Annotated in this window: 13 protein-coding genes and 1 pseudogene; 12 read left to right on the top strand and 2 right to left on the bottom strand. The window is 74.2% G+C overall.

Features of this window, described 5'->3' with window-relative positions:
- From ACFYW9_RS29800 to ACFYW9_RS29790, 3 genes are all read left to right on the top strand, one after another.
- Positions 1–867: an inositol monophosphatase family protein gene (locus tag ACFYW9_RS29800; protein WP_389156635.1), complete on the top strand. Its 867-nt coding sequence runs from the start codon at positions 1–3 to the stop codon at positions 865–867.
- Between the two features lie 164 nt (positions 868–1031).
- A complete protein-coding gene (locus tag ACFYW9_RS29795) occupies positions 1032–2441 on the top strand; it encodes a phytoene desaturase family protein (RefSeq protein ID WP_389156632.1) in 1410 nt (469 codons plus the stop codon).
- Positions 2438–2947, top strand: coding sequence for an O-acetyl-ADP-ribose deacetylase (locus tag ACFYW9_RS29790; protein ID WP_328446509.1), 510 nt, complete (start codon positions 2438–2440; stop codon positions 2945–2947). The genes ACFYW9_RS29795 and ACFYW9_RS29790 overlap by 4 nt, the downstream gene beginning before the upstream one ends.
- 288 nt (positions 2948–3235) lie before the next feature.
- On the opposite strand, the gene ACFYW9_RS29785 is transcribed toward ACFYW9_RS29790, so the two are convergent.
- The gene (locus ACFYW9_RS29785) at positions 3236–4180 is read right to left on the bottom strand and encodes an endonuclease/exonuclease/phosphatase family protein (protein ID WP_389156627.1); all 945 of its coding nucleotides are present in this window, start codon (positions 4178–4180) and stop codon (positions 3236–3238) included.
- Between the two features lie 232 nt (positions 4181–4412).
- Positions 4413–4799 carry a BlaI/MecI/CopY family transcriptional regulator gene (locus ACFYW9_RS29780; RefSeq protein ID WP_351862162.1) on the bottom strand — a complete coding sequence of 129 codons (387 nt, stop codon included), beginning with the start codon at positions 4797–4799 and terminating at the stop codon, positions 4413–4415.
- Positions 4800–5018: 219 nt separating this feature from the next.
- Between ACFYW9_RS29780 and ACFYW9_RS29775 the strand changes: the two genes are divergently transcribed.
- From ACFYW9_RS29775 to ACFYW9_RS29735, 9 genes and pseudogenes are all read left to right on the top strand, one after another.
- Positions 5019–6521: a hypothetical protein gene (locus tag ACFYW9_RS29775; RefSeq protein ID WP_389156622.1), complete on the top strand. Its 1503-nt coding sequence runs from the start codon at positions 5019–5021 to the stop codon at positions 6519–6521.
- A 278-nt stretch (positions 6522–6799) separates the two neighbouring features.
- Positions 6800–7735 (top strand): YbhN family protein, encoded by a 936-nt coding sequence (locus ACFYW9_RS29770; RefSeq protein WP_389156800.1) that lies wholly within the window; start codon positions 6800–6802, stop codon positions 7733–7735.
- 134 nt (positions 7736–7869) lie between these two features.
- The gene (locus tag ACFYW9_RS29765; RefSeq protein WP_326784669.1) at positions 7870–8265 is read left to right on the top strand and encodes a BlaI/MecI/CopY family transcriptional regulator; all 396 of its coding nucleotides are present in this window, start codon (positions 7870–7872) and stop codon (positions 8263–8265) included.
- Positions 8262–9191 carry a M48 family metalloprotease gene (locus ACFYW9_RS29760; RefSeq protein ID WP_389156617.1) on the top strand — a complete coding sequence of 310 codons (930 nt, stop codon included), beginning with the start codon at positions 8262–8264 and terminating at the stop codon, positions 9189–9191. The genes ACFYW9_RS29765 and ACFYW9_RS29760 overlap by 4 nt, the downstream gene beginning before the upstream one ends.
- 110 nt (positions 9192–9301) lie before the next feature.
- Positions 9302–10795: pseudogene (locus ACFYW9_RS29755) on the top strand (AlkA N-terminal domain-containing protein); the annotation flags it as partial.
- Between the two features lie 185 nt (positions 10796–10980).
- Complete coding sequence (locus ACFYW9_RS29750) at positions 10981–11466, top strand: methylated-DNA--[protein]-cysteine S-methyltransferase (RefSeq protein WP_389156614.1); 486 nt, start codon at positions 10981–10983, stop codon at positions 11464–11466.
- A gap of 145 nt (positions 11467–11611) precedes the next feature.
- Positions 11612–12874 (top strand): glycosyltransferase family 4 protein, encoded by a 1263-nt coding sequence (locus ACFYW9_RS29745; RefSeq protein WP_389156611.1) that lies wholly within the window; start codon positions 11612–11614, stop codon positions 12872–12874.
- A complete protein-coding gene (locus tag ACFYW9_RS29740) occupies positions 12871–13686 on the top strand; it encodes a hypothetical protein (RefSeq protein ID WP_351862180.1) in 816 nt (271 codons plus the stop codon). Before ACFYW9_RS29745 ends, ACFYW9_RS29740 begins: the two co-directional genes overlap by 4 nt.
- A gap of 104 nt (positions 13687–13790) precedes the next feature.
- Positions 13791–14423 carry a hypothetical protein gene (locus ACFYW9_RS29735; protein ID WP_389156607.1) on the top strand — a complete coding sequence of 211 codons (633 nt, stop codon included), beginning with the start codon at positions 13791–13793 and terminating at the stop codon, positions 14421–14423.
- Positions 14424–14517: the final 94 nt, after the last annotated feature.

Below are 14517 nucleotides of genomic sequence, written 5' to 3'. Positions count from 1 at the left end.
ATGATCGAAGACATCGAAACCATCGACGAGTTTCTCGCCCACCGCGCGTCCGACGTGGAACACGCCATCTGCAAGGCCGCCGCCACCGAGATCATGCCCCGGTTCCGGCAGCTCTCCGCGGACGAGATCGACCAGAAGTCCGGCCCGCACGACCTCGTGACGGACGCCGACCGCCTGGCCGAGAGGTACCTCACCGAGGCCCTCACCGCGCTGCTGCCCGGTTCGGTCGTCGTCGGCGAGGAGGCGGTGCACGCCGACCCGGCGACCTACGAGGCGATCCAGGGCACGGCCCCCGTCTGGATCGTCGACCCCGTCGACGGCACCAGGCAGTTCGTGCACGGCGACCCCGGGTTCTGCACGCTGGTCGCGCTCGTGCTGGACGGTGTGGTGCGGGCCTCGTGGACGTACGCACCCGCGCGCGACGAGTTCGCCACCGCGGTACGGGGGCGCGGGGCCGTGCTCGACGGCGTGCCGCTGCGCTGCGGTTCGCCGGAGCCCGGCCGTGACCTCGACATCGCGACCTCCCACCCGGACTACACCACGGACGAGCAGAAGCGGGCGCTCCTCGGACTGCGCGTCGAGGGCGTCGTCCCGCGGCCGTGCGGTTCGGCCGGTCTGGAGTATCTGGCCATAGCCCGCGGCGAGTTGGACGCCACCGCGTTCAGCTGGGAGGCGGCCTGGGATCACGCCGCGGGACTCCTGCTGGTCGAGGAGGCGGGCGGCGCCCACCTGACGCTCGGCGGCGAGCCGTTCCGTGTCACCGGGGGCAACGCCCTGCCGTTCACGGCGGCCCGGGACGAGGCCACCGCCCGCCGCGTGACCGCCCTGCTGGCGGCACCGTCCGAGCAGGTGGCCGTCGGCGCCTGAGCGGGAGGTCCACGGCCCGTGCGGGCCGTGGACCCGGTGCGGCGGCCGTCGTGCGGTACGGGGTGATTCCCTCCAACGCCCCGTACCGTCAAGGCTGTCAGTCCTCCGGCATATCCTGATGCTCAGTGGCCGTCGGCTGACAAAGGAGTCCGAAGGTGCCGTCGATGCTCGATGCGGTCGTGGTGGGTGCGGGGCCGAACGGACTGACGGCTGCCGTGGAGCTGGCCCGCCGGGGCTTCTCCGTGGCCGTGTTCGAGGCCCGCGACACGGTGGGCGGGGGATCGCGCACCGAAGAGCTGACCCTGCCCGGTTTCCGGCACGATCCGTGCGCGGCGGCGCATCCGCTCGGCGTCAACTCGCCCGCCTTCCGGGCGATGCCCCTGGAGCGTTACGGCCTGGAGTGGCTGCACGCCGAGCTCCCCATGGCGCACCCGTTCCCGGACGGCTCGGCGGCGGTGCTCGCGCGGTCCGTGGCCGAGACGGCGGCCTCCTTCGGGCCCCGTGACGCGGGCGCGTACCGCAGGCTCGTCGCGCCGTTCCTGAGCAAGTGGGACACCCTGGCGCACGACTTCATGTCACTGCCGCTGACCGCGCTGCCCCGTGACCCCGTCACCCTCGCCCGCTTCGGTCTGGCCGGGCTGCCGCCGTCGACCTGGCTGATGCGCCGCTTCCGCGACGAGCGGGCCAGAGCCCTGTTCGCCGGTCTGGTGGCGCACGTCATCGCGCCGCTGGAGGGAATCGCCACGGGCGCCGTCGGCCTGGTCTTCGCGCTGGCCGCGCACGCCCGGGGGTGGCCCGTCGCACGCGGCGGCTCCCAGTCCATCGCGGACGCGCTGACCGCGTACCTGGAGGATCTCGGCGGCACCGTCCACACCGACTACGAGGTCAAGCGCCTGGACGATCTGCCCCCCGCGCGGGCCTACGTCTTCGACACCTCGCCCAAGGCGCTGGCCCGTATCGCGGGTTTCGGGCGGTACTACGAGGGCTACCGGTACGGGGCGGGCGCCTTCAAGATCGACTACGCGCTGGACGGGCCCGTGCCCTGGACCGCCGAGCAGGCGCGTGTCGCCGGGACCGTCCAGGTCGGGGCGAGCCGGGCGGAGATCGGCGCCGCGCTGCGGGCGGCCTCGCGCGAGGGCCGGGCGCCCGACGCGCCGTTCCTGATCACGGTGCAGCCGAGCGTCGTGGACCCGTCGCGCGCCCCCGAGGGCAAACAGGTCTTCTGGGCGTACGGCCATGTCCCGAACGGCTGGACGGGAGACCTCACGGACGCGATCGAGCGCCAGCTGGAGCGGTTCGCGCCGGGCTTCCGCGACCGGGTCCTGGCCCGCGCGACCGCCGGACCGCCCCTGCTCGCGGCCCGCAACGCCAACTACGTGGGCGGCGACATCGCCTGCGGCGCGGCCTCCGGACTCCAGCTCATGCTCCGCCCCAGGCTGTCCCTGTCCCCGTACAGCACCCCGCACCCCGCCGTCTTCCTGTGCTCCTCGGCCACCCCGCCCGGTCCCGGAGTGCACGGGATGTCGGGGCACAACGCGGCGAAGGCCGTCTGGAGGAGGCTGAGAGAGTCATGACCACGATCACGCTGGTGCAGGGCGACATCACCCGGCAGAGCGTCGACGCCGTCGTCAACGCGGCGAACTCCTCGTTGCTCGGCGGCGGGGGCGTCGACGGAGCCATTCACCGCCGAGGCGGCCCGGCCGTTCTCGCCGCGTGCCGCGAACTGCGGGCCGGTCACTACGGCAAGGGCCTGGCGACCGGCCGGGCGGTCGCCACGACCGCGGGCGACCTCGACGCCCGCTGGGTGATCCACACGGTGGGTCCCCGCTACGCCCGGGAGGACGACCGGTCGGAGCTGCTGGCCTCCTGCTACCGGGAGTCGCTGCGGGTCGCCGACGAGCTCGGAGCCCGTACGGTCGCCTTCCCCGCCGTCTCCGCGGGCATCTACGGCTGGCCGATGGACGACGCGGCGCGCATCGCGGTGGAGACCGTCCGGGCCGCCGAGACCGATGTCGAGGAGATCCGTTTCGTGCTCTTCGACGAACGCGCGTACGACGCGTTCGCCGGGCAGCTGGGATGACGGGCCGGACACGGGACGGCGCCGGCTGAGCAAGCCGGCGCGGCCGGAGGCCGTCGAGACCCGGGGCCGTGCCGGGCCCGTGCGGACCGGATGCCCGCGCGGACCGGATGCCCGCACGGTCCGACGGGGCCGACGGCCCGGTCACCGGGTTCCTCCGAGGATGCCCCGGCCTTCGGGCCGGGGTGGGGGTACCTCCCGCTCGCGGGAGGAAGAATCGCGGAAGACCTGTCGGGCCGCCGACCCGCAGGCGGCGTGAGCCGGGAATCCCCTGCTTCGGCCGGGGAGGATTCAAAGGGGCAGTTCGACCACCAGCGGCCGGTGGTCCGAGACGGGGGTGCTCGGCGCGTGCGCGCCGGTGGCCGCGCCCGCCTCGATGCCGGTGGCCAGCACATGGTCGAGCTGGACGAGGGGGCGGTGCGAGGGGTAGGTGGGCGTACGGGCCAGGTCCCGCCAGCCGCGCGGCAGCGGCGGGGTGCCGACGGACCGGGTCCGGACGCCGCCGATCGTCCCGGCCGGACCGAGGACCGTCCTCGGAAGCGCGCCGGGCAGGTTGAAGTCGCCGAGAAGCACGCGGGGCCCGGGCAGGTCGGCGGTCCAGGCGCGGACGGCGAGCAACTGGCGGACGTTCCAGCCGGGGACGAAGGACAGGTGCAGAGCCACCACGGTGAACGGCCCGCGGCTTCCCTCCAGGACGGCGGCCAGCGCGGCCCGCGGCTGGTCCCTGGACAACGTGAGTCCACGGCGTCCGGGTGTCCGCAGCGGCATGGGGACCGGCGCCGGGGCCAGCCGAAGGGCCCTCCAGTGCCGTACGGGCAGCCTGGACAGCAGGGCGATGCCGTGCGAGGGGACACCGTCACCCGCCTCGGCCTCGCGCGGCCCGTACACCCGCAGACCCGGTTCGGACGGTTCCGGAACCCAGCCGCCGCCCGCCTTCGCCATGCCGTGGAACGCGGACGCGTAACGCCAGTGCGGCGCGCCGGACCCCTCGGCCGCGGCGGACGCCTGGTCCACTCCGCCGGAGCGTTCCTGCAGCCGGTCCACCTCCTGCAGCGCCACCACATCGGCGTCCAGTGACGCGACGGCCCGCACGAGCGGCACCTCGGGGCCGCCCGCGACCCGGACGGAAACGGGTCTGCCGTCCACCAGCGTCCGGCCGTGCAGCACGTTGAACGTCGCGAACCGCACCCGCCCGGAGCGCGAGGAGCCGGGACGAGCCGTCTCGGAAGGTGTCATGGCCGCGACCGTACCCGGCGCGACGGACAAGCGGGGGCCTGTCTTCCGGAGGCAGGGAGGTGCCGGAGCCCGGTGGGGGCACCGGCGCGGCGGTGTTGCCAGGGGGGTGAGGTCATCGACGGGCGGTGTCATGGACCGACGGGTCCGTCCCGGCGGGGCGGTGCCGTACGCGGGGCAGGGGGCGGGGACCGGCGCCGGTACGGGCGGAACGTGGACATCGATCCTCAGATCCTCATGGCCCGTTCCCTCCCAGGAGGTCGCGCAGGGCTTCCTCCTCCTGGCGGCTGAGCCCGGTCACGAACTGCCGGAGGGCCGCGATCGGGTCGGGCCCGCGGTCGAGTGCCTCGTGCATGGCCTCGGCGGTCAGCTGGGCCGCGTTCTTGGCGGGGCGGTACGCGCCGCGCCGGCCGTCAACGTCCCGGAGCACAAGACCCTTGTCGTACAGACGTTTGAGGATGGTGTGCACCGTGTTGTAGGCGAGTCCGCCGCCGATCCCGGCCTGGATCTCGGCGGGCGTCATCGCGTCGTCCGTGGCCCACAGGGCGGCGAGGACCGTGCTCTCCAGTTCACCCGCGCTGCGCCGTTCCGCCCTTCCGCGGGGACCTGTGCTGCCAGCCATGCCCGTCACCTTACAGCGCGTAGCCAAGCCGGTGACGGGGCCGGTCCGGGGTGTGCGCCCGGGGGCGCAGGCGGCCCCGGGTGCCTCCCCGCATGCCTGTCCCGTTCGGCGCGTTCTTCCGGTGAACGGTAGTTTGTCCATGATTCCCCGGCTCTTGGTCTCACCCTACGTCTTGTAGGGTGAGGAAACCCTACAGCGCGTAGGGTCGAAGGGTGGACGATGGCCAAGACCCTGAACGTCCCGCTCATCGGCGCCCGGCGGTCCGGAGCCCCGGACGGGACGGCCCGGGCGTCCCGGCGCCCCGGTGACCCCGGCGCGCTCGCTCTGGTCGCGGCCGCCTTCGTCCTGGCCCAACTGATCCTCGTGCGCCCCGGGACGGGACTCGGCTGGGACGAGACCGTGTACGTCAGCCAGGTCTCCCCGCACGCCCCGGCGGCGTTCTTCAGCGCACCACGGGCCCGCGGGATCTCCCTGCTCGTCGCGCCGGTGGCCTCCTGGTCGTCCTCCACCACCCTGCTGCGGATCTACCTCGCCCTGCTCTCCGGACTCGGCCTGTTCGTGGCCCTGCGCGTGTGGCGCGGACTGTTCCCGGTGCGGGTCCTCGCCCTGGCGGGCGCCCTGTTCGCGACGCTGTGGGTGACCCTCTTCTACGGCCCGCAGGCCATGCCCAACTACTGGGTCGCGATCGGCGCCCTGGTCTGCGCCGGCTGCTTTCTGCGGGCCGGGGCGGGCGGCCGCGACCGGGCGGTGCTGTGGGGGACCGGGCTGAGCGCGGCGCTGATGGCGTGGATGCGGCCCCCCGACGCGGTCTGGGTGACGCTGCCGCTCCTGGTCCTCGCCGTCGTGGCCCCTCGGTGGCGGCGGGTCCGGCCGCTGCTCGCGCTCGTCGCGGGCCTGTCGGCCGGAGCGGCCGAGTGGATCATCGAGGCGTACGTGAGCTACGGCGGCCCGGGGCAACGGCTCGCCGACGGTTCGCGCATCCAGGGCGGCCTCGGCTGGAACATCGCGGTCGGCGACCAGATGCGCAGCCTCGGCGGACGCGTGCTGTGCCGGCCCTGCACCGGCGGGATGCCGGACCCCGCGGTGATGGCGTGGTGGTTCGTCCTGCCGCTGATCGCCGCCCTCGGCCTGGTGACCGCCGTCAGAGCCCGTCGCCCGGCACCCACCCTGCTCCTCCTGGCCTGTGCCACGACAGCGGGGTTCCCGTACCTCTTCATGATCGGATACGCGGCCCCGCGCTTCCTGCTGCCCCTCTACGCCCTCGCGGCGATCCCCGTCGCCGACGCCCTCGTCCACCTGGTCACCGCCGGGGGCCGGTGGCGGCCGGTGACCGTGACACTGGTGGCCCTCGGTCTCGCCGGGCATCTGGCCGTGCAGTTCGCGGTGCTTCAGGCCACGGTGCGGCGCACCGCCGACAGCCACCACGGCTGGGCGGTGACGGCGGCGGAACTGCACAGGCTCGGGGTGCGGCCGCCCTGCGCGCTGACCGGCCGTCAGTCGGTGCCCATCGCCTTCTACGCCGGCTGTTCCTCCGTGGCGACCGGCGGACGCGACGCCGGCGCCACCGCGGCGGCCGTCGCGCGTTCCGTCCGGCACATGCCGGTCGCCGTCGTCACGGCACCGGGAGGCGAGCCGCCCGGATACGCCCGCGCCTGGTCACCCCACCGCGCGGGTGACGTCGACGTCTACGTCTCTCCGGGCGCGGGGAGCCGTACGCCGTGACCCCTCCGCCGAAGACGCCCTCACCGGCGGACAGGACGCGGGCGGCCGGCGGCGGTGGCGCGGCCGGCGCGGGCCGCCCCGCCCGCGGCGAACCGGCGGGCGCCCCGCCGCCGGGTCCGGCCGGGAGCGGGGCGCCCGGAGGCGCACCCGTGTCCCTCGCCGGGTCCGGGCCGGAGGCCGACGGACCGGGGACCTCTCCGCCCGAGCCGGTGTGCGGCCCGGGCGGACCGTCCTCCCCCTCACCGGCCGACGGCGGGCGGACGACGGCCGGGCGGCGCCTGACCTGGCGGGACGGGCGGGACGGGCGGACGGCCCGGCACGCCGCGCTCTCGCTGCTCGTGCTGGTGGCCGCCGGGTTCCTCGCCCACCGCCACTGGCCGGTGATCGAGTCGGGAGCGGGCATGCTCGCGCACGCCGACCGGGGCTGGCTGCTGGTGGCGGCCGTCGCCACCCTGGCGACCTGGGGGTGCTCCGCCCTCGCCCAGCAGGGCGCGGTGGCGGAGCCGCTGCCCGCCGGACGACTGGTGGCGGTGCAGTTCGCGGCCGCCTCCGCCAACCACGTACTGCCCTCGGGCCTCGGCGCGGGGGCCGTCAATCTGCGCTTCCTGACCCGGTGCGGACTGCCCTTCGCCCGGTCCGCGACCGCCCTCGCGGTCAAGGCCTGCGCCGGAACCGTCGTACGCGGCTGTCTGATCGGCGGACTGGCCCTGGCCTGTCCCGGCGCGCTTCGCCTTCCCCGGCTGACGGCGAGTGCCTGGACCGTGGCCGCCTGGACGGCCGGGGTCGTCGTGGCCGCCGTCGCCGCGGCGCTCTTCGCCGGACCGCTGCGGCGGGCGCTGCGCCGGGTGCTCCTGGACGTCCGCGCCGTGCACGAAGTCCCCGCGCGGGCCGCCGCGCTGTGGGGCGGCTCGCTCGCCTTCGCGGCGCTGCACGCCACCGTGGTCATCGCCGTCGCCCAGGCCATCGGCCTGTCGCTGTCCCCGGCCCGGGTGGCCCTCGTCTACTTCGCCGCGAGCAGCGCCGCCGTCCTGCTGCCCACCCCGGGCGGCCTCGGCTCCCTGGACGCCGCCCTCGCGCTGGCCCTCACGTTCGCGGGGGCGCCCGGCGAGGCGGCGGCGTCCACGGTGCTCGGCTACCGGCTGCTCACCGTGTGGCTTCCCCTGCTCCCGGGGCTGGTGGCGCTGGGAGTGCTGATCCGCCGCCGGGTGCTGTGAACGTCGGTGCGGCCATCGTCACGGGCCCTCTCATACTGGAAGGGGCGGGCGTGGTCGAAACCCGCGCCCGGCTGACTACAATTCTGTAGACGGTCTACTGAACTGTAGACGATGGTGGGGTGAGGATCGTTCCGATGAGCAGTGACAAGGACGAACGCCGACCGGCGGGCGAGCTGGAGGCCAGCGTGATGGCGGCTCTCTGGGCCGCGGGGGTGCCGCTCACGCCCGGACGCGTGCAGACCGAGCTGGACTCCGGTCTGGCCCGCACGACCGTGACGACGATCCTGTCCCGGCTGCACGAGAAGGGCATCGTCGGCCGCGAGCGGCTCGGCCGGGGCTACGCGTACTTCCCCGTCCAGGACCCGCACGGCCTCACCGCGCGCCGCATGCACACCGAGCTCGACCGCGACGACGACAGGGAGACCGCGCTGGCCCGCTTCGTCGCCCAGCTCAGCCCCGACGACGAGCGGCTCCTGCGGGATCTCCTGGAGCCGGATCTCGGCACGCGCCCGGAACCGGGCGACGAATGACCCTTCTCCTGATGGTTCCCCTGCTCGTCCCCTTCGCGCTGGGACCGCTGGCCCGCCGCTGCCTGGACCGGCTCACCCCGGTCGCCGCGCTGTGGTCGGTGACCCTCGCGCTCGTCGTGCTGGCCGGGGCCTCCGTGGCCTCGCTCGGCGCGCTCGTCCTGACGGGTCTGCTCAAGACGCCCCTGTTCGCGGGCCTCGGCGACCTCGTCCACCCGCTGCGCACGGCCTCGGACCTCGTCGTCCTGCCCGCGGCGGCCGCCGCGACGGGTGCGCTCACCGTTGGCGCCTGGACCGCCGTCCGCTCGGCCCTGCGCCAGCTGCGTGCCTTCCGCACCGCGCGCAGCCAGGCCGACCGCCGTCCCGCCGCCGGCGACCTGTGCGTCATCGAGTCGCCGCACCCCGACGCCTACGCGCTCCCCGGCCGGCCGCACCGCATCGTCGTCACCACCGCCATGCTCCGCAGCCTCGGCGCCGACGAGCGCGAGGCCCTCTTCGCCCACGAGCGGGCCCACAACGCGGGCGGCCACCACCGCTTCCTCGTCGTGGCCGAACTCGCGGCCCACTGCCACCCGGGCCTGCGCACGGTCCGCTCCACCGTCGCGCTCGCGGCGGAGCGCGCCGCGGACGAGGCCGCGGCCGTCACCGTGGGGGACCGGAGGCTGATCGCACGGGCCATCGCCCGCGCCGCCCTGGCCGTCGGCGAGGCCCGCACCGGGCGTCCCGGCTTCGCCCCCGCGGCCACCACGGGTCCCGTCCCCCAGCGGGTCGCCGCCCTGCTCTCCGTCCCCCGGCACCGCCCTCGCGCCGCCGCCTGGATCGCCGTCCTCCTCGCCGCCTGCGCCGCCGTCTCGGCCGGCGCGTCGGGGGCGGGTGTCGTCGCCTTCCACCACGAGGTGGAGGTCGCGCAGGGCGAGGAGGCTCGCTGACGCGATTCCGGCCGGGAGCGGCCGAGGGGCCGGTCGCGGCTCACCGGCCGGGCGAGGTCGATGTCGGATTCTCGCCAGCCCCGCCCTCCGGGGTGCCCGATGCTTGAGGCATGCAGAACGGGATGCACACGGACACGGAGCGCTGCGTGCGTGCCGTCCAGTCGAAGGACGCGCGTTTCGACGGATGGTTCTTCACCGCGGTGACGACGACGAGGATCTACTGCCGGCCGAGTTGCCCGGTCGTGCCGCCGAAGCCCCGGAACATGACCTTCTACCCGAGCGCCGCCGCCTGCCAGCAGGCCGGATTCCGGGCCTGCAAGCGCTGCCGCCCGGGCACCAGCCCCGGCTCCCCCGAATGGAACCACCGTGCCGACCTGGTCGCCCGGGCGATGCGGCTGATCGGCGACGGGGTCGTCGACCGCGACGGGGTACCGGGCCTGGCCGCCCGACTCGGCTACAGCACCCGGCAGATCGAACGGCAGCTCCTGGCCGAGCTGGGCGCGGGACCCCTCGCGCTCGCCCGCGCCCAGCGCGCCCAGACGGCCCGGCTGCTCATCGAGACGACACCGCTCCCCATGGCCGAGATCGCCTTCGCCGCCGGCTTCTCCTCCATCCGCACCTTCAACGACACGGTCCGTGAGGTCTTCGCGCTGTCCCCGAGCGAGCTGCGCGCCCGCCTGCCCAGGAACAGGGCCGGAGCCGTGGCCGGGCCCCCGAGCGTGCCGGGCGTGCTGAATCTCCGGCTCCCTTTCCGTGCCCCGCTCAACCCCGACAACCTCTTCGGACACCTCGCGGCGACCGCCGTGCCCGGGGTGGAGGAGTGGCGCGACGGCGCGTACCGGCGGACGCTGCGACTGCCGTACGGGCACGGCGTGGTCGGTCTGGCACCGACGCCGGACCACATCGCGTGCCGGCTGGCCCTGAGCGACCTGCGGGACCTGTCCGTCGCGATCAGCCGCTGCCGCCGCCTGCTGGACCTGGACGCCGATCCGGTGGCGGTCGACGAGCAGCTGCGCACGGATCCGCTGCTGGCGCCGCTGGTCGACAAGGCCCCCGGCCGCCGGGTGCCGCGTACGGTGGACGAGGCCGAGTTCGCCGTACGGGCGGTGCTGGGGCAGCAGGTCTCCACGGCCGCCGCGCGGACCCACGCCGCCCGCCTGGTCACCGCGTACGGAGATCCGGTCGACGACCCCGGAGGCGGTCTCACCCACCTCTTCCCTTCGCCGGAGGCGCTCGCCGCACTGGACCCCGAGTCGCTCGCGATGCCCCGCACCCGGCGGACCACGTTCGCCACGCTGGTGGGTCAACTCGCGCAAGGAACGCTGCACTTGGGAGTGGAGAGCGACTGGGGGCAGGCACGGGCCAGGCTTCTGGCGCTTCCCGGCTTCGGCCCCTGGACCGCCGACGTGATCGCGATGCGCGCCCTCGGCGACCCGGACGCCTTCCTCCCCACCGACCTCGGAATCCGGCGCGCCGCACAGGAGTTGGGGCTCCCCTCCACCCCTGCCGCCCTGACGGCCCGTGCCGCGGCCTGGCGCCCCTGGAGGGCCTACGCGGTCCAGTACCTGTGGGCGACGGACAGCCACCCGATCAACTTCCTGCCGGAGCGGGCCGGCGCACCGCACCCGTCGGAGGCCACGAGGCCCGCCTCCCGTACGACGACGCCCCGCACACGTATTCCGCTTACTCCGGGCGGTCCGGGCAGCCCAGGCAGTCCGGTCGTCCCGAGCGCTCCAGGCGCTCCAGGCGCCTCACGCACTGCACGCACCTCACGCACCAAGGACGCCCAGTGAAACGGCACACGGTCATCGACAGTCCCTACGACCCCCTCACGCTCGTCGCCGACGACGACGGCGTCCTGTGCGGTCTCCACATGGTCGGTCAGCGCCACCGTCCGCCGGAGGAGAGCTTCGGCGACCGCGACGACACCCTCTTCAACGAGGTGACGGAGCAACTGAACGCCTACTTCGAGGGCGAGTTGAAGGAGTTCACCGTCGAACTGCGCATGAACGGGACGCCGTTCCAGCGCAGTGTGTGGGATCAGCTCCGGCGGATCCCCTACGGCGAGACCCGGTCGTACGGCGAACTCGCCGAAGCACTGGGCAACATGGGTGCCTCCCGCGCGGTCGGCCTCGCCAACGGCAAGAACCCGATCGGGATCATCGTGCCCTGCCATCGCGTGATCGGCGCGAGCGGCGGCCTCACCGGCTACGGCGGCGGCCTGGACCGTAAGCGGCAACTCCTGGACTTCGAGAGCGGATCGGCGCTCTTCTGACCGCTCCCGCGTCCCCGCCGGGCCGCCGGACGCCCCGGTCGCCCGGCCGGCGGAGCGGTCCGGGCGGCGGTGCTCGACGACCGGTGATCAGTACGGGTTGATAACAGGCGGCAACCCTTGCGGAGTCGGCGCTGTCTGAACCCCCATGAAGATCTCTTTTCTGCTCCACAACGCCTACGGGATCGGGGGCACGATCGCCACCACCTTCAATCTGGCCCGCGCGCTTGCCGCGCGGAACGAGGTGGAGATCGTCTCCGTGCTGCGGCACCGAGAGCGGCCGACTCTGTCCCTGGATCCCAGCGTCTCGTTACGGTCGCTGGTGGATCTGCGGCAGGAGAAGGACCACCCGTCGCATCTGAGACCGGCGCGGGTGTTTCCTCGCGCCGAGTACCGGTACCGGCAGTACAGCGAGTTGACCGACCGACGGATCGGCGAGTGCCTCGCGGAGACCGACGCCGATGTGGTGATAGGGACCAGGCCCGGGCTCAACGTGCATCTGGCGCTCCAGGCTCCGCGGCACGTCGCGCGCGTCGGACAGGAGCACCTCACCCTGGACGGCCACCCGCCCCGGCTGCGTTCCGCCCTGCGCCGGGCCTATCGCCGGCTCGACACGCTCACCACGGTGACCGAGGCGGACGCCACCGCCTACCGGCGCAAGATGCGGATGCCCGGAGTCCGGGTGGCGGCACTGCCGAACAGCGTGCCGGAAGCCGCGCTGCCGCCCGCCGACGGCGCCGCCAAGGTGATCATCGCGGCCGGCCGGCTGGTCCCCGTCAAACGGTACGACCTGCTCATCGAGGCCTTCGCGCTGGTCGCCGCCGAACACCCCGACTGGCGGTTGCGCATCTACGGCAAGGGCGAGGAGCACGAGAGGCTGCGGCGGCTCATCGCGGACCTCGGCCTGTACGACAGCGTCCTCCTGATGGGTGCGGCGGCCCCCATGGAGGCGGAGTGGGTCAAGGGCTCGATCGCGGTGGCGGCCTCCGACTACGAGGCGTTCGGCATGACCATCATCGAGGCGATGAGCTGCGGTCTGCCGGTGGTGAGCACCGACTGCCCCCACGGACCGGGCGAAATCATCGAGGACGGCGTCGACGGCCGACTCGTGCCGGTCGGAGACCGCGACGCGCTGGGCGAGGCGCTGCGGGGACTGGTCCGCGACGACGAGTGGCGCCTGCGCGCGGGCCGTGCGGCCCGGAAGAACGCGCGGAGATTCGCCCCGGGCCCGGTCGTCACACAGGCGGAACGCCTGTTCGCCGAGGCCGTGTCGGCGAGAAGAGCGGGCCGGCCGGTCCTGCGGGAGCGCTCCGGCGCGCAGCGCGTCCTGGTCAGCCAGGGTTTCGCCCTGCGCGACACCGTCCACGGCACGGCCGACGGCGTGCTGCGCACCCTGAGGAGGCAGCGATGAGCACGGACACGAAGACGCAGCCGCACGTCGGCTGCGTGATCGGTGCCGACGGCCGGATCACCTTCGACCTGCCGCCCGGGTCGCCCGAAGGGCAGCAACTGCTGCTGCGACTGCGCCCGAAGAAGGGACAGCCCGAAAAGACGGTCCACGTCCTCGACTTCGAGTCCGCCGGAGAACGCCAGTGCGCCGTCCTGAACGCGCGACCCGTTCTCACGGAGGGCCGCTGGGACGTCTACCTGCTCCAGGAACCCGGATCCGAGCGGCAGCGTCCGCGCGCCGGTCTGCGGGATCTCCGCGCACTCGTCGACGGACACCGCCGCCCTCGGCCGTCCCCGGTCGCCGTCCGGATCCCCTACGTCACCAAGGACGGCCACCTCGCGGTGCGCGCCTGGCTGCGCGAGGCCCACGCGGAGGCCGAGGGCGTCGACGTCGGCGCCCGCTCGATGACGGTCAGGGCACGCCTGCACGGCGCCTCGCTCCAGGAGGGAGCCGTCGTGAGCCTGAGCCTGCGGGGTGCCGGCGCCACCGCCCTCACCGTGGAGCCGCGTGCCGGGGACGACGGACGGAGCCTCTCCTTCACCGTCGACCACGCGGAGCTGGCTGCCGGGGCACCGCCGGGGGGAGGCGTCTGGGACGTCTTCGTCCGTCCCGCGGCTCAGGCGCCCTCGATGCGTGTCGGCCGTCTTCTCGACGACCTGGCGGACCGCAAGAAGATCGTCGTCTACCCGACGGCCGACGTCGGTGGTACCGGCCTGCGCCCCTACTACACCGTCGACAACGACCTCTCCGTGGAGGTGACGGGGAAGCCCTGACCTGTATGGCGCACCGCGGTCTTCCTCCCGGGTGACCCCGGTGGCGTGAGCCGCCCGATCACTGGTGTCTGTACGAAGGGAGGGCAGCCAGAGAGCGGGAGACCATGGAGCGGAAGTACAAGAGCTTCGCGACGGCCCGGGCCGCCGGGGTGGCCGGGGTGGTGTTCGCGATCCTGATGGCCGCGGCGATCGTGCTGGTGCGCGTCGCGCTGCCCGACGGCGGGGACGAGACGACCCTCGACGCCGGACAGCGCGGTGGCGTCCGGACGGCGCTGGAGCTGGTGCCGTTCGCCGGGATCGCGTTCCTGTGGTTCATGGGCGCTCTGCGCGAGCAGGCCGGCCGGGCCGAGGACCGGTTCGTCGCCACCGTGTTCCTGGGCAGCGGCGTGGTCTTCGTCGCCACCCTGTTCGCCGCCGCCGCGGCTGCCGGGACCGTGCTCGGCGAAAGCGGGCAGGATCCTTCCTTCGGCAGCCACTTCGCCTACGCCCTGCTGACCACGTACGCCATGCGGATGGCCGCGGTGTTCATCATCGCGACCTCGACCATCGGCCGCCGGCTCGGCGCCCTCCCGCGCCCGCTCGTCGTCGTCGGCTATCTCGCGGGCCTGACGCTGCTCGTGGCGGGAACCGGTGTGCCCTGGTCCGAGCTGGTCTTCCCGGCCTGGGCGCTGCTCCTCAGCCTGAACATCCTGCGGGGCCGCCCTCCCGCCGCGGCACGGCCCGCCGCACCGGTCTGACCGGGCCGCCCCGATCACCCGAACGGTCCGCCCCTCGTCGCAGGCTCCCGTCCGGCCGCCGAGAGTGGTGCGCAGGAGGGTCGAACGGGGCCAG

The organism is Streptomyces sp. NPDC002698, from assembly GCF_042888945.1.
Lineage (GTDB): Bacteria > Actinomycetota > Actinomycetes > Streptomycetales > Streptomycetaceae > Streptomyces.
The sequence above is the reverse complement of the archived record's forward strand: the minus strand, read 5'-3'. Positions and strand labels throughout refer to the sequence as shown.